This window comes from Aurantiacibacter flavus (genome assembly GCF_039710615.1).
GTDB classification, from domain to species: Bacteria; Pseudomonadota; Alphaproteobacteria; order Sphingomonadales; family Sphingomonadaceae; genus Alteraurantiacibacter; species Alteraurantiacibacter flavus.
Genome location: NZ_JBDLBR010000001.1, coordinates 954938 through 976112 on the forward strand (window position 1 = coordinate 954938; position 21175 = coordinate 976112).

General features: G+C 63.7%; 20 protein-coding genes. 11 read left to right on the forward strand and 9 right to left on the reverse strand.

The window, feature by feature from the left end; all coding sequences use genetic code 11:
* Positions 1 to 2235, reverse strand: a complete 2235-nt coding sequence (gene purL, locus ABDJ38_RS04480; RefSeq protein ID WP_346783855.1) for a phosphoribosylformylglycinamidine synthase subunit PurL — start codon at positions 2233 to 2235, stop codon at positions 1 to 3.
* A gap of 86 nt (positions 2236 to 2321) precedes the next feature.
* Between purL and ABDJ38_RS04485 the strand changes: the two genes are divergently transcribed.
* From ABDJ38_RS04485 to tgt, 9 genes are all read left to right on the forward strand, one after another.
* Positions 2322 to 2570 (forward strand): exodeoxyribonuclease VII small subunit, encoded by a 249-nt coding sequence (locus ABDJ38_RS04485; protein ID WP_346783856.1) that lies wholly within the window; start codon positions 2322 to 2324, stop codon positions 2568 to 2570.
* A 14-nt stretch (positions 2571 to 2584) separates the two neighbouring features.
* On the forward strand, positions 2585 to 3490 hold the full coding sequence (locus tag ABDJ38_RS04490) for a polyprenyl synthetase family protein (protein WP_346783857.1): 906 nt from the start codon (positions 2585 to 2587) through the stop codon (positions 3488 to 3490).
* On the forward strand, positions 3487 to 4002 hold the full coding sequence (gene coaD / locus ABDJ38_RS04495; RefSeq protein WP_346783858.1) for a pantetheine-phosphate adenylyltransferase: 516 nt from the start codon (positions 3487 to 3489) through the stop codon (positions 4000 to 4002). Before ABDJ38_RS04490 ends, coaD begins: the two co-directional genes overlap by 4 nt.
* Positions 4003 to 4093: 91 nt before the next feature.
* Entirely contained in the window at positions 4094 to 4804 is a 711-nt protein-coding gene (locus tag ABDJ38_RS04500; protein ID WP_346783859.1) for a peptidylprolyl isomerase, read from the forward strand.
* A 70-nt stretch (positions 4805 to 4874) separates the two neighbouring features.
* Positions 4875 to 5933, forward strand: coding sequence for a tRNA preQ1(34) S-adenosylmethionine ribosyltransferase-isomerase QueA (gene queA, locus ABDJ38_RS04505; RefSeq protein WP_346783860.1), 1059 nt, complete (start codon positions 4875 to 4877; stop codon positions 5931 to 5933).
* Between the two features lie 58 nt (positions 5934 to 5991).
* Positions 5992 to 6942, forward strand: coding sequence for an ABC transporter ATP-binding protein (locus ABDJ38_RS04510; protein WP_346783861.1), 951 nt, complete (start codon positions 5992 to 5994; stop codon positions 6940 to 6942).
* Positions 6939 to 7709 (forward strand): ABC transporter permease, encoded by a 771-nt coding sequence (locus ABDJ38_RS04515; RefSeq protein ID WP_346783862.1) that lies wholly within the window; start codon positions 6939 to 6941, stop codon positions 7707 to 7709. Before ABDJ38_RS04510 ends, ABDJ38_RS04515 begins: the two co-directional genes overlap by 4 nt.
* A 19-nt stretch (positions 7710 to 7728) precedes the next feature.
* Positions 7729 to 8682: a DUF481 domain-containing protein gene (locus ABDJ38_RS04520; protein WP_346783863.1), complete on the forward strand. Its 954-nt coding sequence runs from the start codon at positions 7729 to 7731 to the stop codon at positions 8680 to 8682.
* A gap of 50 nt (positions 8683 to 8732) precedes the next feature.
* A complete protein-coding gene (tgt, locus tag ABDJ38_RS04525; protein WP_346783864.1) occupies positions 8733 to 9863 on the forward strand; it encodes a tRNA guanosine(34) transglycosylase Tgt in 1131 nt (376 codons plus the stop codon).
* Positions 9864 to 9930: 67 nt separating this feature from the next.
* Here tgt and rpsD read toward each other — a convergent pair whose 3' ends face one another.
* The 5 genes from rpsD to rpiB all read right to left on the reverse strand — a co-directional run bounded on the left by rpsD (position 9931) and on the right by rpiB (position 14098).
* Positions 9931 to 10545: a 30S ribosomal protein S4 gene (gene rpsD / locus ABDJ38_RS04530; protein WP_137679183.1), complete on the reverse strand. Its 615-nt coding sequence runs from the start codon at positions 10543 to 10545 to the stop codon at positions 9931 to 9933.
* A 161-nt stretch (positions 10546 to 10706) separates the two neighbouring features.
* Entirely contained in the window at positions 10707 to 11864 is a 1158-nt protein-coding gene (locus tag ABDJ38_RS04535) for a TrmJ/YjtD family RNA methyltransferase (protein WP_346783865.1), read from the reverse strand.
* Complete coding sequence (gene nrdR, locus ABDJ38_RS04540; protein WP_346783866.1) at positions 11845 to 12324, reverse strand: transcriptional regulator NrdR; 480 nt, start codon at positions 12322 to 12324, stop codon at positions 11845 to 11847. Before nrdR ends, ABDJ38_RS04535 begins: the two co-directional genes overlap by 20 nt.
* A gap of 15 nt (positions 12325 to 12339) precedes the next feature.
* Positions 12340 to 13653 carry a serine hydroxymethyltransferase gene (gene glyA, locus ABDJ38_RS04545; RefSeq protein ID WP_346783867.1) on the reverse strand — a complete coding sequence of 438 codons (1314 nt, stop codon included), beginning with the start codon at positions 13651 to 13653 and terminating at the stop codon, positions 12340 to 12342.
* A 1-nt stretch (position 13654) separates the two neighbouring features.
* Positions 13655 to 14098: a ribose 5-phosphate isomerase B gene (gene rpiB / locus ABDJ38_RS04550; RefSeq protein ID WP_346783868.1), complete on the reverse strand. Its 444-nt coding sequence runs from the start codon at positions 14096 to 14098 to the stop codon at positions 13655 to 13657.
* 142 nt (positions 14099 to 14240) lie between these two features.
* Between rpiB and ABDJ38_RS04555 the strand changes: the two genes are divergently transcribed.
* Positions 14241 to 14648, forward strand: a complete 408-nt coding sequence (locus tag ABDJ38_RS04555; protein WP_346783869.1) for a nuclear transport factor 2 family protein — start codon at positions 14241 to 14243, stop codon at positions 14646 to 14648.
* A gap of 159 nt (positions 14649 to 14807) precedes the next feature.
* A complete protein-coding gene (locus tag ABDJ38_RS04560; RefSeq protein ID WP_346783870.1) occupies positions 14808 to 16535 on the forward strand; it encodes a bifunctional diguanylate cyclase/phosphodiesterase in 1728 nt (575 codons plus the stop codon).
* A 98-nt stretch (positions 16536 to 16633) separates the two neighbouring features.
* Here ABDJ38_RS04560 and rpoD read toward each other — a convergent pair whose 3' ends face one another.
* From rpoD to ABDJ38_RS04575, 3 genes are read right to left on the reverse strand one after another with little or no spacing between them, the layout of a single operon-like run.
* Positions 16634 to 18670, reverse strand: coding sequence for an RNA polymerase sigma factor RpoD (rpoD, locus tag ABDJ38_RS04565; protein WP_346783871.1), 2037 nt, complete (start codon positions 18668 to 18670; stop codon positions 16634 to 16636).
* A gap of 9 nt (positions 18671 to 18679) precedes the next feature.
* Entirely contained in the window at positions 18680 to 20578 is a 1899-nt protein-coding gene (gene dnaG / locus ABDJ38_RS04570) for a DNA primase (RefSeq protein ID WP_346783872.1), read from the reverse strand.
* A 39-nt stretch (positions 20579 to 20617) separates the two neighbouring features.
* Entirely contained in the window at positions 20618 to 21070 is a 453-nt protein-coding gene (locus tag ABDJ38_RS04575; protein WP_346783873.1) for a GatB/YqeY domain-containing protein, read from the reverse strand.
* Positions 21071 to 21175: the final 105 nt, after the last annotated feature.

A 21175-nucleotide genomic window follows, 5' to 3' on the forward strand; every position in this document is an offset into this window, starting at 1 on the left:
TTAGCCCTCCATCCAGTCCTTGAAGAAAGCCCTGTGCGTTTTGCGCAGCTCCTCCACTTCGACCCCGAACAGCGACGAGCCGCCCACGGTGCCGATCCGCCTGAGGCCGCTTGACGCGGTCTCATCGTCGCGGGTGCCCTTGGCGATTTGTGCCTGGAACGCCTCGTTGTCGGGCACGGTAACGATGTAGCGCCCCTGATCCTCGCCGAACCACCAGCGGGCCGGGTCGTAGTCGGGATGATTGACGGTTTCCGCGCCAAGCCCGCTCTGCATTGCCATTTCGGCGAGCGCCACGGCCATGCCTCCGTCCGACACGTCGTGAACCGCGTTGACGAGACCTGCCGCGATCAGCTCGCGGATGAATTCGCCCGAGTTCTTCTCCAGCGTCAGGTCGACATGCGGCGCGCGGCCTTCTTCGCGGCCATGAATGATCCGCAACCACAGTGACTGGCCGACAAGGCTGCGCTCCGGGTTGGGCGTGGCCCAAGGCTCGGCACCGAGCAGATAGATCGCGTCGCCTTCCTGCTTGAACGGCGCGGTCATCATCGTTGCATAGTCATCGATCAGGCCGACGCCGCCGATGGCAGGCGTAGGCAGGATCGCCGAGCCGCCGCCGGTCGCCTTGCTTTCGTTATAGAGTGAGACGTTGCCGCTCACGATCGGGAAGTCGAGCACGCGGCAGGCTTCGCCCATGCCATCGAGCGCATGGACCAGCTGGGCCATGATCTCGGGCCGCTGCGGGTTGGCGAAGTTGAGGCAGTTGGTCACCGCCAGCGGACGCGCGCCAACCGCGCACAGATTGCGATAGGCCTCGGCAATGGCCTGCTTGCCGCCCTCGAACGGGTCGGCATAGACATAGCGCGGGGTGCAGTCGGTGCTGATGGCAAGCGCCTTCTTGGTGCCATGGACGCGCACCACACCGGCATCGCCGCCGGTCTGCAAGGTGTCCGCGCCGACCTGGCTGTCGTACTGCTCGGAAATCCAGCTACGGCTGGCGAGATCGGGGCTGCCGATCAGCTTAAGCAGATCGCCGCCGATATCGGTGCCGCCCGGAACATTTTCCAGCGGCTTCGTGCCCGCCCAGGCGCGGTATTCCTCGCGCGAGAGATAGGGCCGGTCGTACAGCGGCGCGTCGGCCGCGAGCGGGCCGAGCGGAATGTCGCAGACTACCTCGCCATCGAATTCGAGCACCATGTGCCGGGTGTCGGTCACTTCGCCGATCACGGCAAAGTCCAACTCCCACTTGCGAAAGATTTCCTCCGCCATGGCTTCCTTGCCGGGCTTGAGCACCATGAGCATGCGCTCCTGGCTCTCGCTCAGCATCATTTCGTAAGGCGTCATGCCAAGTTCGCGGCAGGGCACCATATTCATGTCGAGCCGGATGCCGGCCTTGCCGTTGGTGGCCATCTCCACGCTCGACGAGGTCAGGCCCGCCGCGCCCATGTCCTGAATGGCGACGATGGCATCGGTCGCCATCAGTTCGAGACAGGCCTCGATCAGCAGCTTTTCGGTGAAGGGATCGCCGACCTGCACCGTCGGGCGCTTGGCCTCCGCGTCCTCTCCGAAGTCGGCGCTGGCCATGGTCGCGCCGTGGATGCCGTCGCGCCCGGTCTTCGAGCCGACATAGACAATGGGGTTTCCCACGCCGGTGGCAGCGCTGTAGAAAATCTTGTCAGCATCGGCGACGCCCACGGTCATCGCATTGACGAGGATATTGCCATCGTAGGCCGGGTGGAAGTTCGTCTCGCCCGCCACGGTCGGCACGCCCACGCAGTTGCCATAGCCACCGATGCCCGCGACTACGCCCTGCACGAGGTGCTTCATCTTCGGATGCTCGGGTCGCCCGAAGCGCAGCGCATTGGCGTTCGCCACCGGGCGCGCGCCCATCGTGAACACGTCGCGCAGGATGCCGCCAACGCCCGTCGCCGCGCCTTGATAGGGCTCGATGTACGAGGGATGGTTGTGGCTCTCCATCTTGAAGATCGCGGCTTGCCCATCGCCAATGTCGATCACACCGGCATTCTCACCGGGGCCGCAGATGACCCAGGGCGCCTCGGTCGGCAGCTTTTTCAGATGCAGCCGCGACGACTTGTAGCTGCAATGTTCGGACCACATGACCGAGAAAATGCCAAGCTCGACCATGTTCGGCTCGCGTCCCAGCGCATTCAGCACGCGCTCGTATTCCTCGGGGCTGAGGCCGTGTGCCTCGACGACTTCAGGGGTAATTTCGCTCATGCTCAGCGCCTCTAACGCTGGCTGCGGTGGAGCGCCAGTCCTCCTGCGCTTGACCATGCCACTCATCCCCGCCAAACGTGGCTTCCATGGAGGAAAACCCTGCACAAATCGCCGATCTGAGCTTCGAAGACGCGCTGCGCTCGCTCGAAGACGTGGTGCGCAAGCTCGAAGGCGGCGAAGTTCCGCTCGACGAATCACTGGCGCTGTATGAGCGCGGCGAGGCGCTGCGTCGCCATTGCCAGACACGGCTCGATGCGGCGCAGGAACGGATCGAAAAGATCGTCGCTGCAGCCGACGGCACGCCGACTGGCACTGCGCCGTTCGACGCTGGCTGAGGGAGCGCAGGGGGATGGGGCTTATCCTGGCTGATGATTTGCTCGGGCGCGGGCTGGCGCAGGTCCAGCGCGAGGTCGACAGCGCGTTCGATGCTATTCTTCCGGTGCCTGAAGATTCGCGTGCCCGGCTGGTCGAGGCGATGCGTTATGCCGTGATCGGCGGCGGCAAGCGGGTGCGCCCGTTGCTGGTGGTCACCGTGGCCGAAATGTATGGCGCGAGCCGCCATGCCGCGATCCGCGCCGCCTGTGCGCTCGAAGCGATCCACGTCTATTCGCTGATCCACGATGATCTGCCCTGCATGGATGACGACGACCTGCGTCACGGCAAGCCGACCGTCCACAAGGCCTTCGACGAGGCCACGGCCGTGCTGGCGGGCGATTCGCTGCACGCGCTGGCGTTCGAGCTGCTGTCTGACGAACGCGTGAGTTCCGATCCCTTCATTCGCGCCGAACTGGTGCGCACTCTGGCTACGGCCAGCGGGCACAAGGGCATGGCGGGTGGCCAGATGATGGACCTTGCCGCCGAAAGCCAGGACTTCGACCTGCACACAGTCACCCGGCTCCAGCAGCTTAAAACCGGTGCGCTGCTGATGGCAGCGGTGGAGATGGGCGCGATCCTCGGCAAGCTGACCGACGAGGGCCGCAATCACCTGCGCAATTACGCCCGTGACATCGGCCTCGCGTTCCAGATCGCGGACGACTTGCTTGATCACGAGGGCGACGAGGAACTGGCAGGCAAGGCGCTCCGCAAGGACGAGGGGCAGGGCAAGGCGACCTTTGTTTCGCTAATGGGCGCCGAAGCCGCCCGCGCACAGGCGCAGGCTTTGAGCGAACAGGCCATTGGCCACCTGGCGCAGCATGGCGAAGAGGCTGACCTGTTGCGTTCGCTGGCCAGGTTCGTGGTGGAGCGCGACCAGTGAGCGACACTCGCATCGGCCTTTACCCCGGCACCTTCGACCCCGTCACGCTCGGCCATTCCGACATCATCCGGCGCGGCTCCAAGCTGGTCGACAAGCTGATTATCGGCGTCACCACCAATCCTTCGAAGAACCCCATGTTCACGCCCGAAGAGCGGATGGAAATGGTTGTCGCCGAAGTCGCGCGGCTGGGGCTGAATAACGTCGAGGTGGTCGGCTTCGACGCGCTGCTGATGAAGTTCGCCGAAGCGCAGGGCGCCAGCGTGATCGTGCGTGGCCTGCGCGCCGTGGCCGACTTCGAATACGAATACCAGATGGCGGGCATGAACCAGCAATTGAACGCCAGCATCGAGACGGTCTTCCTCATGGCCGACATTTCGTTGCAGCCGATCGCCTCCAAGCTGGTGAAGGAAATCGCGCTCTACGGCGGCGATATCGCACCTTTCGTCGCGCCGCATGTGCGTGAACTGGTCGCCGCACGGGTGGTCGAACTAGGCTTGCGCGGCGATCTTTGACCACAACCGCAGACGCAATGTTCATTGAACTGTCAGCGTGCTTTGACTAGGCCCGCCGCTCATCTGCCATGCGCATAACCGGACGAACTTCATGATCCGCACTTTGATTGGCGCCGCCATCGCCGCCACGCTCTCGCTTACTGCCGCACCCTCGCTGGCGCAGGACACCTCGCTGTCGCCCGCGCTGGAGACGACCGAGGCGGCGAATGCTCGGGCGGAGCAAATGCCGATCAAGGTCAACTTCGACCTGACCGAGGATCGCGACAATATCCTCCTGCTTGACCTTTCTACCGGTGAGCGGGTGGCGATCCGGCTAATGCCGCAATGGGCGCCGCACCATGTCGAGCGGATCAAGGAACTGACCCGCGCCGGCTTCTATGACGGGGTGATCTTTCACCGCGTGATCGATGGCTTCATGGCCCAGACGGGTGACCCGACCGGCACCGGCCGTGGCGGCTCGGAGCTGCCCGACCTCGAGGCTGAGTTCAACATGCTGCCCCACGTGCGCGGCACGGTATCGATGGCGCGTTCGGACTCGGAAGACAGCGCCAACAGCCAGTTCTTCATCGTGTTCTACCCGCGCTTTGCACTCGATCGGCGCTACACCAATTTTGGCCGGGTGATTTCGAACATGGCCGCTGCTGACGCCATTGCGCGGGGCGAACCGCCGAGCAACCCGACCCGCATCCTGCAGGCAAGCATCGCTTCGGATAACAAGCCGCAAGCCATGCCCACGCCCGCTGCCCCGGCGCAGCAGCAGGAAGTCACGCTCGACATGCTCAACAATTCGCAGAGCGAATGATCGAGCTTTGCTGAAGGGCGCGCGCCGTGCGCGTCCTTCGACAGGCTCAGGATGATCGGGGCCAACGTTCGTGAAAGTTGATCTGTTCGACTTCGACCTCCCGCCCGAGCGTATAGCGTTGCGGCCCGCGCGTCCGCGCGATGCGGCGCGGATGCTAGTGGTGAAGGAGGGCGAATCGCTTGCCGATGCGGGCGTGCGCGATCTCCCGAACCTGCTCGAGCCAGGCGACGTGCTGGTCTTCAACGATACCCGCGTGATTCCCGCCCAGCTCGAAGGCCGGCGCGGGGAGGCGCGGATCGGCGCGACACTTCACAAGCGGCTCGACCTCAGGCGCTGGCAGGCCTTCATCCGCAACGCCAAGCGGCTGCGCGAAGGCGATGTGATCGACTTCGGCGCGGAAGTTTCCGCCACCGCCGAGGCGCGCCATGCCGATGGTTCGTTCACGCTCGCCTTTGCGGGCGAAGATCCGGTGGAAGTGCTGCTCGAACGCGCGGGCACGATGCCGCTGCCGCCCTATATCGCGCAGAAACGCGGCACTGACGAGGCCGACCGGTCGGACTATCAGACGATGTTCGCGCGCGAGGATGGCGCGGTTGCCGCGCCGACGGCTTCGCTCCACTTTACCGACGACCTTGTCGCCGCCATCGACGCTGCCGGAATCGCGCGCGAGACGCTCACGCTGCACGTAGGGGCAGGGACCTTCCTGCCGGTGAAGGCCGAAGACACTGCCGATCACCAGATGCACTCTGAATGGGGCCGCGTCGATGCCGCCACCGCCGAGCGGCTCAACGCCGCGCGGGCCGCGGGTGGCAGGCTGATCGCGATCGGCACCACCAGCTTGCGCCTGCTCGAAAGCGCGGCGGGTGAGGATGGGCAAATCCGCGAATTCGCGGGCGACACCGACATCTTCATCACACCGGGCTACCGCTTTCGCGCGGTCGATGGGCTGATGACGAACTTCCACCTGCCCAAGTCCACGCTGTTCATGCTGGTGAGCGCACTGATGGGCCGCGAAGCGATGCAGGCGGCCTATGCCCATGCCATCGCCGCCGAATACCGCTTCTATTCCTATGGCGACTCCTCGCTGCTGCTTCCCGAGCGCAGCGCTGCCCCTGCGACACGCGAATAAAATACCACGCGATACAGAAAAGCTTGTAATACGTTTCGCAGGCTCCACATTGCCGCGCATGGGTGGACCAATTCTCGACATTCGCGGGCTCGAAAAGACCTACAAGGGCGGCACCAAGGCACTGGCCGGGGTCGATCTGACAATCAACAAGGGCGAGATCTTCGCGCTGCTCGGGCCGAACGGCGCGGGCAAGACCACGCTGATCGGCGCGGTCTGCGGGCTGGTGAATCCCACCGGCGGCTCGATCCACGCCTTCGGGCAAAACACCGCGAAAAGCTGGCGCGAGGCGCGCCGCAAGATCGGGCTGGTGCCGCAGGAACTCAGCTTCGACATGTTCGACAAGGTGATCCGGCAGGTCCGCTATTCGCGCGGCATGTTCGGTTGCCCGCCGGATGACGCGCGGATCGAGGAGGTGCTGCGCTCGCTCAGCCTGTGGGACAAACGCGATGCCGCCATCCGCGAGCTATCCGGTGGAATGAAGCGGCGCGTGATGATCGCCAAGGCGCTCGCCCACGATCCCGAACTGCTGTTCCTCGACGAGCCGACCGCCGGGGTCGATGTCGAGCTGCGCCGCGATATGTGGCGCCAGATCGATGCGCTGCGTACGGCGGGCGTCACCATCATTCTCACCACGCACTACATCGAAGAGGCCGAGGAAATGGCCGACCGGGTTGGCGTGATCAACAAGGGCCGCATCCTGCTGGTCGACGACAAGGATGCGATCATGGCCAAGCTCGGGCGTACCGAAGCGCACTTTATGCTGGCCGAGCCGCTGGCGCAAATCCCCGCCGACTTCGCGGACTATCCGATCACGCTGGAAGATGGCGGCACGCGCCTGATCTATCGCGGCGGCGACGGGACCGGCAAGGGCAAGCGCGAGGTGGCCGAGCTGGCGCAAAGGCTGCCCGGTTTCGGCGTCGGCTATATCGGGCTGGAAACGCGCGAGAGCACGCTGGAGGATATCTTCGTCGATCTTGTCGAACAAGGCGCGCAGGAGCAGGCGGCATGATGAACTGGCGCGGCGCCATCGCCATCCTCAAGAACGAGCTGGCACGCTTCTTCCGCACTGCCTTTGGCTCGATCCTGTCCCCGGTGCTGACAACTTCGCTCTATATCGTGGTGTTCGGCGCGGCCATTGGCGGTCAGATGGACCCGAGTCAGTTCGGCGGGGCGAGCTACGGCGCGTTCATCGTGCCGGGGCTCATCATGCTCACGCTGCTGTCGGAAAGCACCAGCAACGCGAGCTTCGGCATTTACATGCCCAAGTTCACCGGTGCGATCTACGAGCTGTTGTCCGCGCCCGTCGGTGTGGCCGAGACGATTTTCGGATTTGTTGGCGCAGCAGCGCTCAAGTCGCTGATCATCTCCGCAATCATCCTCATCACCGCGCGCATCTTCGTCGATTACGAGATCGCCCATCCACTGCTGGCGGTGGGCTATGTAGTGATGGTGGCCGCATCATTCGCGCTGTTCGGCTTCATCATCGGGCTGTGGGCCGACGGGTTCGAAAAGCTGCAGATCGTCCCGCTGCTCATCCTCATGCCGCTGACCTTCCTTGGCGGCACATTCTATTCGGTTCAGATGCTGGCCGAACCGTGGCGCACGGTCGCCCAGTTCAACCCGATCTTCTACCTCATCAACGGCCTGCGCTGGACCTTTACCGGCAGCGCCGACGTTCCGATCGGCGTGGCTTTCGGCTTCACGCTGGCGTTCCTCGTGCTGTGCGTGGCAGTCATCGCATGGATCTTCCGGACAGGCTGGCGCTTGCGCGAATGATTGGCTAGCTGTCGGCGGCATGACCTGCCTTCGCCTGATTGCACCCGCCTTCGCAATTGCCGCCACCGCCACCACCCCGGCCTTAGCTGAACTGCCCGATCCCGTCCGTGCGATGGTCGATGCGGCGATCGAAACCGGCGACCCTGACAAGGTTGCGACGGTGATCGAGATCGCCAGGTCCACCAACCCCGAATCTGCAGACGAGCTCGGCACGCTACAAGAGGCCTTCGAAGAGGATCGCGCCGAAGCCGAACGCATCGCAGCCGCCGAAGAGGAACGGCGTATTCGCGAAGCCGGGCTGCTGGCGAATTGGAGCGGGCAGGGCCAGATCGGCGCGTTCCAATCTTCCGGCAATACCGAGAGCATCGGCCTGACAGCAGCGCTGGCGCTTACCCGGACGGGGATCGACTGGACCCACAAGATGAAGCTGTCGGCCGACTATCAGCGCACCGATGGCGAAACCTCGCGCAAACAGTGGCTCGCCAGCTACGAACCGCGCTATCAACTTTCTGAGCGCGTTTTCACCTACGGTTTCGCCCAATTCGAGAGCAACCGGTTCCAGGGTTATACCGGGCGCTATGCCCTTTCGGGCGGATTGGGCTGGAAGCTCATCGAGCAAAGCGACATGAACCTCTCGATAAAGCTCGGCCCGGCCTATCGCCGCACCGAATTCGTCGACGGCACTACGGACAACAACCTTGCCGCCCTCTTCGGCCTCGATTTCGACTGGCAACTCGCCGACAATATCAAGCTGACCAACGACGCCAACGCCACTGCGGAGGGCGGAGGGCAAGCTTTGGTGTTCGTAGATTCGGACAATATCAGCCTTTCGGCGCTCACCGGCCTGGAGGCGAAGCTCAATTCGTCGCTGTCGACACGGCTGTCCTATTCGGTTGAGTACAACAGCGATCCGCCCGCAGGCTCGGTGAAGACCGATACGCTAGCCCGCTTTACGCTGGTCTATGGATTTTAGGGCGCAGGTTCGCACTTGCCTCACGCGGCTGCCAAGCTAACGAGCCGAGGATGACAGCACCGCGTTTCCAGTTTTCGATCCATGCCACCGATGGCAAAGCCCGCACCGGCAGCATCGCCATGCGACGCGGGGAAATCCGCACCCCCGCCTTCATGCCGGTGGGCACTGCCGCCACCGTGAAGGCCATGAAGCCCGACACGGTGCGCGCCATCGGTGCCGACATTATCCTCGGCAACACGTACCACCTCATGCTGCGCCCCGGCGCCGAGCGTGTCGCGCGGCTTGGCGGGCTGCATCGTTTCATGCGCTGGGACCGCCCGATCCTCACCGACAGTGGCGGCTATCAGGTGATGAGCCTCGCCTCGCTGCGCAAACTGACCGAGGAGGGCGTGACCTTCCAGAGCCACATCGACGGCTCACGCCACATGCTCAGCCCCGAGCGGAGCATGGAGATCCAGCGGCTGCTTGGCTCGGACATCGTGATGTGCTTCGACGAATGCCCGCGCGCCGACCGACCGCTGAAGGAGATCGAGGCCAGCATGGAGCTGTCGATGCGCTGGGCGAAGCGCAGCCGCGACGCTTTCGATGCTGGCGGCGACCATGCAGCGAACTCGGCACTGTTCGGCATTCAGCAGGGCGCGCTTGACGAGGGCCTGCGTGGCCGCTCGGCGGAGGCACTGCGGGAGATTGGCTTCGACGGCTATGCGATCGGCGGCTTGGCGGTGGGCGAGGGGCAAGAGGCCATGTTCGCCACGCTCGACTTTGCGCCCGGCCAGTTGCCCGAAGATGCGCCGCGCTACCTGATGGGCGTAGGCAAGCCCGACGATCTGGTCGGCGCGGTGGAGCGCGGTGTTGACATGTTCGACTGCGTACTGCCGACGCGCTCTGGCCGGAACGGGCAGGGCTTTACCTGGAACGGCCCGGTCAACCTGCGCAACGCCCGCCATGCCGAGGACACCGCACCGCTCGACGAGCGTTGTTCGTGCGACACCTGCGCCAACTACAGCCGCGCCTATCTGCACCACCTGCACAAGTCGGGCGAAATCCTCGGCGCGATGCTGCTGACCGAGCACAACCTCGCGTTCTACCAGCAACTAATGCAGGCCATGCGCGATGCGATTGCAGACGGGCGTTTTGCCGCCTTTGCCGCCGATTTCCGGCGCGACTATCAGAGGCAATAGGCCCGCAAACGAAAAGGGCGGCCCCGCAGGACCGCCCTTTTCTGTGTTCGGCTATGAGCCGCCAAACTTAGCGCGAGTAGAACTCGACGACCAGGTTCGGCTCCATCTGCACCGGGTAGGGCACTTCGTCCAGCGTGGGCACGCGGTTGAAGGTCACCTTGTCGGTGCCATCGGGAACGACATATTCGGGAATTTCACGCTCGGGCAGGCTCTGCGCTTCGATCACGAGCGCCATTTCCTTGGCCTTGTCGCCCAGCGAGATCACGTCGCCCACGTCGATGCGGCGGCTGGCGATGTTGCACTTCACGCCGTTGACCTTGATGTGGCCGTGCGAAACGATCTGGCGAGCGGCGAAGATCGTCGGCGCGAACTTGGCGCGGTAGACGATCATGTCGAGACGACGCTCGAGCAGGCCGATCAGGTTCTGGCTGGCGTCGCCCTTCATCGCGGCCGCTTGCTTGTAGGTGCTACGGAACTGCTTTTCCGTCACGTCGCCGTAGTAACCCTTGAGCTTCTGCTTGGCGCGCAGCTGCAGGCCATAGTCGCTCATCTTGCCCTTGCGGCGCTGGCCGTGCTGGCCCGGACCGTAGGAACGCTTGTTAACCGGCGAATTCGGACGGCCCCAGATGTTTTCGCCCATCCGGCGGTCGAGTTTGTGCTTGGCGCTGGTGCGCTTCGTCATCAGACGTATCCTTCAATTTGCTATCGCTGCCCCAGTGGCAGCGCTTCAACCCGGTATCGCACCGCCTGACCGAGTTGCCAGACGCGGCCGCCGCTTCACCGGGATGCGGAGCCAATCAATCGCGAAGGCGCGCAAATAGCTGCACGCCACCCAAAGTCAAGTTATTGATCGTCGTTGTCGCGGTGGCGCTCGCCCTCGGGGCGTTCGAGCGCGCTCAGCACACCGCGCAAAGTGCGCACTTCGAGGTGGTTCCAGCCCGGCCTTGTGAGCACACCGCGCAAGGTGCGGCGTGTGGCCTCGGCGCGGCTCTCAGGCCAGAAATAGCGGCGCGGTTCGAGCAGTTTTTCGAAGTGGCCGATCAAGCCTTCCAGCTCGTCCTGTGGAGCAGGGGGCAGCAATTCCTCCACGGTAGGCATGGCAAGGTGGGCATGCCTCGACAGCTCGTAGACCACCAGCATCACCGCCTGAGCAAGGTTCAGCGAGCCGAATTCTGGGTTGATCGGCGCGGTGATGATCGTGCGGGCCAGCGCCACGTCGCTGGTCTCCAGCCCCGAGGCTTCGCGCCCGAACAGCACCGCCGAGCGCCCCTCGGCGCGGACCATTTCCGCTGCCGCGCCCTCGGGCGTGACCACGGGCTTGGTCACCCCGCGTTTGCGCACCGTGGTGGCATAGACATGGGCGCAGTCGGCCACGGCCTCGGCGGTGGTCTCATAGACCTTGGCCTGTTCGAGAACGATGTCCGCGCCCGAAGCGGCGGGGCCTGCCGATGGGTTGGGCCAGCCATCACGCGGCGCGACAAGGCGCATCTCGGTGAGCCCGAAGTTGAGCATCGCGCGCGCCGCCTTGCCGATGTTCTCGCCCAGCTGCGGGCGGACGAGGACGATAACGGGTTGTTGCGGGGCGGTCCTTCGAGACGCCTCTGACTTCGTCTTCGGCTCCTCAGGACGAACGGAAGGGGGGACAGACCTCCGTTCGTCCTGAGGAGGGCTCGAAGCCGCAGGCTGAGCACCCGTCTCGAAGGACCTGCGTCGCCGTGCCAACCTCTCAATCGCCGCCCAATCCCCCCGGATCAGCGCTTCCTTCTTCGCTCGAGACCAGCCCTTAATCGTGCTTTCCGCCTCGAGCGCCTCTACGCGGGTCGGAAATTCCCCGCTCCACATCAGGTCGACCGGCCGCCGCTCGTGCGTATACCCGCCAAGTTCGCCCGATTGATGCTGCGCCAGCCTCAGCTCAAGATCGTCGGTGTGCCCGGCATAATAGCTGCCATCCGAGCAGCGCAGGATATAGGCCCAGAACACCTCAGGCTTTGCCCGCCACATCGCTGCTCGCGGCATCCTGCACGGTGCTCGCAAACTCCTCGAAGTCGCGCGCTTCGGAGAAATCGCGGTAGACGCTGGCGAAGCGGATGTAGGCAACCGTGTCGAGCTGCTTCAGCCCTTCCATCACCATTTCGCCGATACGCGATGAGGCGACTTCGCTTTCGCCCGCCGTCTCCACCTGCCGCTGAATGCCTGAGACGAGCTGTGCGATCCGTTCCGGCTCCACGCTGCGCTTGCGGCAGGCGAGGGTGACCGACTGCTCCAGCTTGGTGCGGTCGAACGGCTGGCGGCGATCACCGGACTTGACCACCGTTACCTCGCGCAGTTGCACGCGCTCGAAGGTTGTGAACCGCGCGCCGCAGCTTTCGCACTGGCGACGGCGACGGATCGCCGAGTTGTCCTCGGTCGGGCGCGAGTCCTTTACCTGGCTGTTGTCGTGGGCGCAGAACGGGCAGCGCATCGCTTTGCCGCCCGATTACCGGCCAGGGTAAACCGGGAAGGCCGCGCACATCTCGCTGACTTCGCGCTGTACACGCTCTTCGATCTGCGCATCGCCCTCCTCGCCGTTGCGGCTCATGCCGCCCACCACATCAGCGATCAAGGCGCCGATCTTGCGGAACTCGGCGGGGCCGAACCCGCGCGTGGTTCCCGCAGGCGCGCCGAGGCGCACGCCGCTGGTTACGAAGGGCGAACGGGTGTCGAACGGGATGCCGTTCTTGTTGCAGGTAAGGAACGCGCGATCGAGGCCCTTCTCTGCGGCTTTGCCGGTGACATCGGCAGAGGTGAGATCGACGAGCATCAGGTGGTTGTCGGTTCCGCCCGAAACCACGCGCAGGCCGTTTTCTTCAAGGCTGGCAGCCAGCGCCTTGGCGTTCTCGACCACGGCGGCGGCATAGGCCTTGAACTCGGGCCGCAGCGCCTCGCCGAAGGCCACGGCCTTGCCTGCGATCACATGCATCAGCGGGCCGCCCTGCATCCCAGGAAACACCGCCATGTTCAGCGGCTTCGACAGCTCTTCGTCGTTCCACAGAATGATGCCCGAACGCGGGCCGCGCATCGACTTGTGCGTGGTCGAGGTGACGATGTGAGCATGGGGGAACGGGTTGGGGTGCATCCCGCCTGCCACCAGCCCTGAGAAGTGGCTCATGTCGGCCAGCAAGTAGGCGCCAACCTCGTCCGCGATCTCGCGGAAGGCGGCGAAGTCCCACAGGCGTGGATAGGCGGTGCCGCCCGAGATGATCAGCTTGGGCTTGTGCTTGTGCGCCAGCTCGCGGACCTGCTCCATGTCGAGCCGCTCATCCTCGCGGCGCACGCCATAGGGCACGGCGTTGAACCACTTGCCGCTCATGTTGACCGGCGAGCCGTGGGTGAGGTGGCCGCCGCTGGCGAGGTCGAGGCCCATGAACGTGTCGCCCGGATTGAGCAGGGCGAGGAACACCGCCTGGTTCATCTGGCTGCCCGAGTTGGGCTGCACGTTGGCGAAGTTGCACCCGAACAGCTGCTTGGCACGCTCGATGGCGAGATTTTCCACCTCGTCGGCATATTCGCAGCCACCGTAATAGCGCTTGCCCGGATAGCCCTCGGCATACTTGTTGGTGAACACCGAGCCGGTCGCTTCAAGCACGGCGGGGCTGGCGATGTTCTCGCTCGCAATCAGTTCGATGCGGTCGCGCTGGCGGCCCAGCTCGCGGCGGATCGTGCCGAAAACTTCAGGGTCGGACTGTTCGAGGCTTTCGTTCCAGAAACGATCGAGGGCAGCGGACTGTGCAGGAGGGGCAATGGTGGACATATCAGGACTCTTGGGTCGGATTGGACAGTTTTTCGACGCGACCGGCATGGCGACCACCGCCAAATTCGGTTTCGAGGAAAGCGGTGACGCAGGCCTTGGCCATATCGATCCCGGTCAGACGTGCGCCGAGCGCGAGGCAGTTGGCATCGTTATGCTCTCGCGCGAGGGCGGCCGACAGCGGTTCGGAAACCAGCGCGCAGCGCAGCGCCGGATTGCGGTTGACCGCCATCGAGATGCCGATCCCGCTGCCGCACAGCGCAATGCCGCGTTCGGCCGTGCCATCGGCGACGACGCCCGCCAGCAGATACCCGAAATCGGGATAGTCGACCCGGTCGCCGCTATCGGGGCCGAGGTCGGCGACCTCGTGGCCTTCGTCGATCAACCAGTCGCGCAGGAGCGCCTTTAGCTCGAAAGCGGCGTGGTCGGATGCGATGGCAATGCGCATGGTGAACTCTTCCGGCGTTCTTCTCTGGATAAGGACTCGTGTGCGCGAGCCAATAGGAGCACTTCGCGCCAGTGACTACCGCAAATAGCCTTTTGTGCCCCATGGCTCATCTATATGCTGTGTTGCGAGAGGAGCCTGCCGCATGACCGAAGACGATTATCACCGCTATATCGAGGCCTTCAATGCGCAGGACTACGCGACGCTGGAGACCTTCTTCGCCGACGATTTCGTGCTCGAAAACGCAGGGTTTGCGGTGCGCGGCAAGGCCGCTTTCCGCGAATTCTATGCCTTCTTCCACGCATTCTGCCGCGAGGAGGTCGAGTTCAAGGAGTTCTTTCCGGGCACCAGCGGCTTTGTCGCCAATGTCGTCATCCACTTCACCGGTCTACAGGAACTGTCGCAGTCCCAGCTCGACGAGCGCGGCTATTCAGGCATGACCCCGATCTCGATCGGCATGACCGTGCCCGTCGAGTTCTATATCCATTACATTGTCGGCGCAGATGGGCTCATTCACCATATCAAAGGGGCGGTGTGGATCCCTGAAACCTGAGCCTAAGTAATAGCCGCAGTACGCAAACACCGTACATTTACCTATGTCACCTAGGATGCCCACATACTCATCGACTAGCGAGGATAGGGTCGCAGCGTGGCAACAGCACGAGCCGGGACGGTCTCCGCATCGCCCCCGACAACGGAACATTCTACGCGTGTGCAGCTGGCACTCGATAGCGTGGGAAGCATCGACTTCGCCTATCAGCCGATCGTGAGCACCAAGACGTTGGTCGTCCACGGCTTCGAGGCTCTTGCCCGCACCAAGGCAACGCCGTTCGGCTCGATCATCGACCTGCTCGAAGCGATGTCCGACACGAAGGATCTGCAACGCGCCGAGAGCGCGATCCTCGACAATGCGATTGCCAAGTTCGCCCGTTACGAGGCGGCCGCCTCCACACGGCTATTCTGCAACCTCGATAGCCGACTATACGAGGGCGAGTGCCTCTCGCCTGATCTGATGCGCGACCTCTTGCGTCCACGCAGCCTTCCGCCAGGTGCAATCTGCCTTGAGATTTCCGAGCGCTATCAGCTGCGCAACTGGACCAACCTGATCGACCTGTCCAAGCAGCTTTCCGCTTGCGGGATGCACACCGCGCTCGATGATTTCGGCACCGGCATGTCGGGCCTTCACCTGTTGCTGCGCGTCGAGCCGAACTATGTGAAGATCGACCAGAGCTTCATTTTCTCGATCGCCACCAACCAGCGCCAGCAGGCCGTGGTGTCGAAGCTTTGCGGGCTGGCCCATTCGCTCGGTTTCCAGACTGTGGCCGAGGGGGTCGAGTGCGAGGAAGATTTCCGCATGGTGCGCGACCTCGGCTGCGACTTTGCGCAAGGCTACCATATTGCCCGCCCGACCACCGAGCTGCGCAAGCTCACACAGAACTACACGCGCTGCGTGGCGCAGATAACGAACGGCCAGATGGATGAGGATGTCCGCCTGTTGCTAAACAAGGTGTCGCCGATGCTCACGACCGATTCGCTGGGCAAGCTGGAAGCCTTCTTCGACGACAATCCGGACCTTCCGCTCGCTCCCGCAGTCGACGAAGCGGGCATGCTGGTAGGGGTCGTTTACGAGGATGACTTTTTTTCCTACCGCAGCTCGGAATTCGGACGCGCACTGATGGCGAACAAGGCCTCCGCTCCGCGGATCGGGTCTTTCGTTCGCAATTGCCCCATTGCCAATGCCACCGGCTCGGTCGAGCAAATCCTCAACAGCTATGTCGACACCAATTCGGCGCGCGGCATCATGCTCGCCGACGAGGGGGCCTATGTCGGCTACCTTTCGAACCACGCGCTAATGCGGCTGGCGCTCGATCGCGCGGTGTCCATCGCGCGCGACGCCAATCCGCTCACGCAGTTGCCCGGCAATCGTGCTATCTCGCGCAAGCTGGCCGACGTAACCAAAACAGGCGCCGCGACCTCGATTGCCTATTTCGACTTCGACCATTTCAAGGCGTTCAACGATTGCTACGGCTTTACCATGGGCGACCGTGCGCTGATGATGTTCGCCGACCAAATCAAGGATCTCGCGCGCCGGACCGATATCTTCGCCGCACATATCGGCGGGGATGATTTCTTCCTTGCTGTGGAAGCGGAGCCCAAGGAAGCGCTGCAGATTATCGAAGATATCCGCGCAAAGTTCGGTTCCGATGCTTCGTCGCTGTACAGCCCGGAAGACCGAGAGCGCGGCGGCATCCTCGCGCTCGACCGCTATGGCAGCGAGCGTCTCTTTCCCATGCTCAGCGTTTCGGCTTCGGTGCTGCACATGCCGGCTGGCACCAACCCCTGCGCGACGTCGGATCTCGAAGAGCGGCTGAACTGCGGCAAGAAGCAGGCGAAACGCGCGCCCAATGGTATCGCTGTGGTGGCGCTGAGCTGCTGCTGAACGCGAGAAGGCGTTGGCCTTAGGCTACGGTCCGCGAGAGCGAGGGGTGAAGGCGGCCTCGCAGCACCAGACCCCCCGCTGAACCTGCCAATCCCCTGTTACTGGTCGAGGAACGAGCGCATCTTGCGGCTGCGGCTCGGGTGCTTCAGCTTGCGCAGCGCCTTTGCCTCGATCTGACGGATACGTTCGCGAGTCACCGAGAACTGCTGTCCGACCTCTTCCAGCGTATGATCGGTGTTCATGCCGATGCCGAAGCGCATGCGCAGCACGCGCTCTTCACGCGGGGTCAGGCTGGCGAGCACGCGGGTGACGGTTTCCTTCAGGTTCGCCTGAATGGCCGCGTCGACCGGAATGATCGCGTTCTTGTCCTCGATGAAATCGCCCAGGTGGCTGTCTTCCTCGTCGCCGATCGGCGTTTCGAGAGAGATCGGCTCCTTGGCGATCTTCATCACCTTGCGCACCTTTTCGAGCGGCATAGAGAGGCGCTCGGCCATTTCCTCCGGCGTCGGCTCGCGGCCCTGCTCGTGAAGGAACTGGCGGCTGGTGCGCACGAGCTTGTTGATCGTCTCGATCATGTGCACCGGGATGCGGATCGTGCGCGCCTGATCGGCAATTGAACGGGTGATCGCCTGCCTGATCCACCAGGTGGCATAGGTGGAGAACTTGTAGCCGCGGCGATACTCGAACTTGTCGACCGCCTTCATCAGGCCAATGTTGCCTTCCTGAATAAGATCAAGGAATTGCAGGCCACGATTGGTGTATTTCTTGGCGATGGAAATCACGAGGCGCAGGTTCGCCTCGACCATTTCCTTCTTCGCGATACGCGCCTCGCGCTCGCCCTTCTGCACCATGTTCACGATGCGGCGGAACTCGTTCAGGCTCATACCGGTGGCGCTGGCGATATCGGCGATCTCGACCCGGATACGCTCCACCGCGTCGGCTTCCTTCTCGGCAAAGGCGGCCCACTTCTTGTCCTTCTTGGAACGGTCCTTGAGCCAGGCGTCGTCCAGCTCGTTGCCGACATAGGCATTGAGGAAGTCGACACGCTTGACCTTGTGGCGCTCGGCCAGACGCAGCATCTGGCCGCCGAGCGCGGTCAGGCGGCGGTTGAAGGCATAGAGGTTGTCGACCAGGAATTCGATCTTGGTGGCGTGGAACTGCACCGATTCGACCTCGGCGGTAAGCTCCTCGCGCAGACTTTCGTACTTGGCTTCCTTGGCCTTCGGGAATTCGTCGCCGCGACCCAGCACATCGACCCGCTCGCCCTGGAGCTTTTCGAACTTCTTGAACAGATCTGTGATGCGGGCGAAGCGCTCGATGGCATCGGGCTTCAATGCCGCTTCCATCTGGGCGAGGGACATGGTGTTGTCCTCCTCGTCCTCTTCCTCGCGGCGGCGCGAGGAACCCTCTTCGCCGTCTTCACCCTCGGCGGTCTCTTCCTCGTCGTCCTCGTCGTCATCCTCGCGGATGGTCGGGCCGGCAGTCTCTTCCGAGATTTCGCCGTCGTCATCGTCTTCGGCGCCTTCGGCCATCTTGTCGACCGGCGGCTCCTTCGAGAGCATGGCGTCGAGATCGAGGATCTCGCGCAGCTGCATTTCCTCGTTGTTGAGCGCTTCGGACCAGGTGATGATCGCGTGGAAGGTGATCGGGCTTTCGCACAGGCCCATGATCATGGTGTCGCGCCCGGCCTCGATGCGCTTGGCAATGGCGATCTCGCCCTCGCGGCTGAGCAGTTCCACCGCGCCCATTTCGCGCAGGTACATGCGGACCGGGTCGTCGGTCCGTTCGCCGGCGCCGGTGGCGCGCTTCTTCTCGGGCACGTTCTGCTTGGCTTCGTCGCCATCGCTATCGCTATCGTCCGACCCGGTGGGCGCGATTTCCTCGACCTCGTTGCCGTCGTCGTCTTCCGCCTCTTCAGCGTTCTCGACGATCTGCACGCCCATCTCGGAGATGGCGGCCTGGATATCCTCGATCTGATCGGAAGACATCTCGCCTTGCGGGAGCGCCTCGTTCAGCTCGTCATAAGTGATGTAGCCCTTGCGCTTGGCTTTCGCGATCAGCTTCTTGACCGAGGCTTCGTTGAGGTCGATCAGCGGCGCGTCTTCACTGGCATTGCTCTTGGCGTCAGTGGCCATAATAGTGCTTTATTCCGTTTCGCTCGCGCCTTCCGATGGTTCGGCACCGTCAGGCGTTGGTGTTTCTACCGCGTAAGCTGCGGCCCGTTTTCTGGCCATCTGCCCGATACGCTCCTCAATTTCCAGCTTTCGTTTGCGGAGCAGCTGCTGCTCGGCAAACGCGCCTTCGGGATCGGCATCGAATCGGGCGGTGGCCGCCTTTATTGCAGCCTCAAGCGCTGGCCTTTCGACCAGCAGCGAAACCGCTTCGGCCAGGTCCTCGCGCACTTCGACCGGATCTGATCCTTCACCGAGGAAGGAGAAACGGGTGTTATCCGGTGGCGGCGGAACGCTGTCTGGATCGAATATGGGCAAATTCTCGCCCGCTTCAAGGCTTTCCGCACTATCGACCAGATGATCGACCAGCGGCGCGACTTGCGGCAAGGCGCTGGCCAGCTCGAACAGGCTGTCGGCATGGGGGGCGATCAGCTCCGGATGGCGCAGGAAACCGTGCAGCACCGCGCGGGTGAGAACATCGCGTGAGGCGCCCTCGGCAGCTTTGCGCAGATTGGTCGCATGTTGCGGGTCCATTCGCGCGGGAGCTGCGGGACGCTGGCCGGGCCGGCCTTGCCATGCCGTGCGATTGCCAGACCTTGCCTCGCGCGGCGGAAAGGCGAAGGCGCCATAACGGTCAAGCAGCTCGCGGCGATAGAGCGCGCGGATGTCGGTGTCCGCAATGCTATCGACATGCGCCAGCAGCCGCGCCTTCAGGCCCGCCTTGTCCTCGGGCGAGGCGAGGGGGGCGGCGGCGCTCTCGTGGCTCCAGATAAGGTCGATCATCGAACGCGGCGCTTCGAGCAGCTTGCCCATTGCCGCCTTGCCGCGCTGACGGATCAAGTCGTCGGGATCGAGCCCCTCGGGCAGGGTGACGATTTGCAGGGTATGCCCCGGGCGCAGCAGGGGCAGGGCACGCACCACCGCCTTCATCGCCGCGCGCTGGCCCGCCACGTCGCCATCGAAGCACAGCACCGGCTTTTCGCAGGCGCGCCACATCAGTTCGATCTGTTGCTCGGTAAGAGCGGTGCCCATCGGAGCGACCGCCTCGGCAAAACCTGCCGCTGCGAGCGCGATCACGTCCATATAGCCTTCGACCGCAATCAGCCGTCCGCTCTTGCGGGCGGCAGGGGCGGCGCGGTGGAGGTTGTAAAGCGTGCGGCTCTTGTCGAACAGCGGGGTGTCGGGGCTGTTGAGATACTTGGGCGCGCCCTCGCGCTTTTCGAGGATACGCCCGCCGAACGCGATCACTCGGCCGCGCGCATCCTGAATGGGAAGCATCAGCCGGTCGCGGAAGCGGTCGTATGGCTCCTTGTCGTCAACTGCGATGCGCAGGCCTGCCTCGATCAGCATCGGCTCTTCGAACTTGCCGAGCGCCTGCTTCAGCGCCTGCCGCTCGTCGGGCGCGTAGCCGAAACCGAACTCCTGACAGATGGCATCCGAAAACCCGCGTGAGGCAAGATAGTCGCGCGCCTTCGCGCCAGCGGGCTGGCGCAGGTTCGCCACCAGCCAATCCTGCGCGGCCTGCATCACATCGTGCAGCGAGGCGCGTTCCTCGGCGCGGCGTGCGGCGCGCGGATCGGGGGCGGGGACGTCCATGCCAGCGGCGGCGGCGAGCTCCTTCACCGCGTCCATGAATTCCAGCCCGTGCTGTTGCATCATCCAGTCGATGGCGCTGCCGTGGGCCTGGCAGCCGAAGCAGTGGTAGAACCCCTTGGCGTCGTTGACGTAGAAGCTGGGCGTCCTTTCGTTGTGGAACGGGCAGCAGGCCTTCCACTCGTTGCCCGCGCGCGTGAGCTTGGTGGTGCGCATGATCAGCGCGGACAGCGTGGTCCGCGTCTTGAGTTCATCCAGCCATTGCGGGGAAAGCGCCATAAGCTGCGCAGCCTACAGCGCCTTTCGATTCGCCGCCACTCAGCTGAGCGAAGCTTTCACCCAGCCACTCGCTTTGCCCATATCGAGCTGCGTACCGTGGCGCGCCTTCAGCTCGGCCATGACCTTGCCCATGTCCTTCATGCCCTCGGCGCTGATCTCGGCCTTGATCGATTCGATAGCGGCCATGGTTTCGGCCTCGCTCATCTGCTGGGGGAGGAATTCCTCGATCACTGCCAGCTCGGCCTGTTCCTGTTCGGCCAGCTCGGTGCGGCCGCCATCCTGATACATCTGGATCGATTCGCGGCGCTGCTTGGCCATCTTCTGAAGCACGTCGATCACCATCGCATCGTCGTCAGCCGGAGCCTCGGACGTGCGAAGTTCGATGTCGCGGTCCTTGATTTTGGCCGCAATCAGCCGCAGCGCGGCGGTCCGCTCCTTGTCTTTCGCCTTCATCGCGGCGACGGTTTCGGTCTTGATCGTATCCCTGAGCATGATGTCATTCCTGTGGACTGTTCGCGGCCTAGGTAGCGCTGCTGGCCGCAAATCCAAGTCTTGCGCTTGACGCGGGGCCACCTTGTCCCTAGCGGCTCAGGCTTA

Bases quoted from the DNA above. Each gene is read 5' to 3' on its own strand.
- ABDJ38_RS04510 (WP_346783861.1), top strand. From the start codon at position 5,992: ATGGGTGGACCAATTCTCGACATTCGCGGGCTCGAAAAGACCTACAAG.
- purL (WP_346783855.1), bottom strand. From the start codon at position 2,235: ATGAGCGAAATTACCCCTGAAGTCGTCGAGGCACACGGCCTCAGCCCC.
- tgt (WP_346783864.1), top strand. From the start codon at position 8,733: ATGACAGCACCGCGTTTCCAGTTTTCGATCCATGCCACCGATGGCAAA.
- ABDJ38_RS04515 (WP_346783862.1), top strand. From the start codon at position 6,939: ATGATGAACTGGCGCGGCGCCATCGCCATCCTCAAGAACGAGCTGGCA.
- nrdR (WP_346783866.1), bottom strand. From the start codon at position 12,324: ATGCGCTGCCCGTTCTGCGCCCACGACAACAGCCAGGTAAAGGACTCG.
- ABDJ38_RS04485 (WP_346783856.1), top strand. From the start codon at position 2,322: ATGGAGGAAAACCCTGCACAAATCGCCGATCTGAGCTTCGAAGACGCG.
- rpiB (WP_346783868.1), bottom strand. From the start codon at position 14,098: ATGCGCATTGCCATCGCATCCGACCACGCCGCTTTCGAGCTAAAGGCG.
- ABDJ38_RS04575 (WP_346783873.1), bottom strand. From the start codon at position 21,070: ATGCTCAGGGATACGATCAAGACCGAAACCGTCGCCGCGATGAAGGCG.
- ABDJ38_RS04520 (WP_346783863.1), top strand. From the start codon at position 7,729: ATGACCTGCCTTCGCCTGATTGCACCCGCCTTCGCAATTGCCGCCACC.
- ABDJ38_RS04490 (WP_346783857.1), top strand. From the start codon at position 2,585: ATGGGGCTTATCCTGGCTGATGATTTGCTCGGGCGCGGGCTGGCGCAG.
- dnaG (WP_346783872.1), bottom strand. From the start codon at position 20,578: ATGGCGCTTTCCCCGCAATGGCTGGATGAACTCAAGACGCGGACCACG.
- rpsD (WP_137679183.1), bottom strand. From the start codon at position 10,545: ATGACGAAGCGCACCAGCGCCAAGCACAAACTCGACCGCCGGATGGGC.
- ABDJ38_RS04500 (WP_346783859.1), top strand. From the start codon at position 4,094: ATGATCCGCACTTTGATTGGCGCCGCCATCGCCGCCACGCTCTCGCTT.
- ABDJ38_RS04535 (WP_346783865.1), bottom strand. From the start codon at position 11,864: ATGTGGCGGGCAAAGCCTGAGGTGTTCTGGGCCTATATCCTGCGCTGC.
- ABDJ38_RS04555 (WP_346783869.1), top strand. From the start codon at position 14,241: ATGACCGAAGACGATTATCACCGCTATATCGAGGCCTTCAATGCGCAG.
- rpoD (WP_346783871.1), bottom strand. From the start codon at position 18,670: ATGGCCACTGACGCCAAGAGCAATGCCAGTGAAGACGCGCCGCTGATC.
- glyA (WP_346783867.1), bottom strand. From the start codon at position 13,653: ATGTCCACCATTGCCCCTCCTGCACAGTCCGCTGCCCTCGATCGTTTC.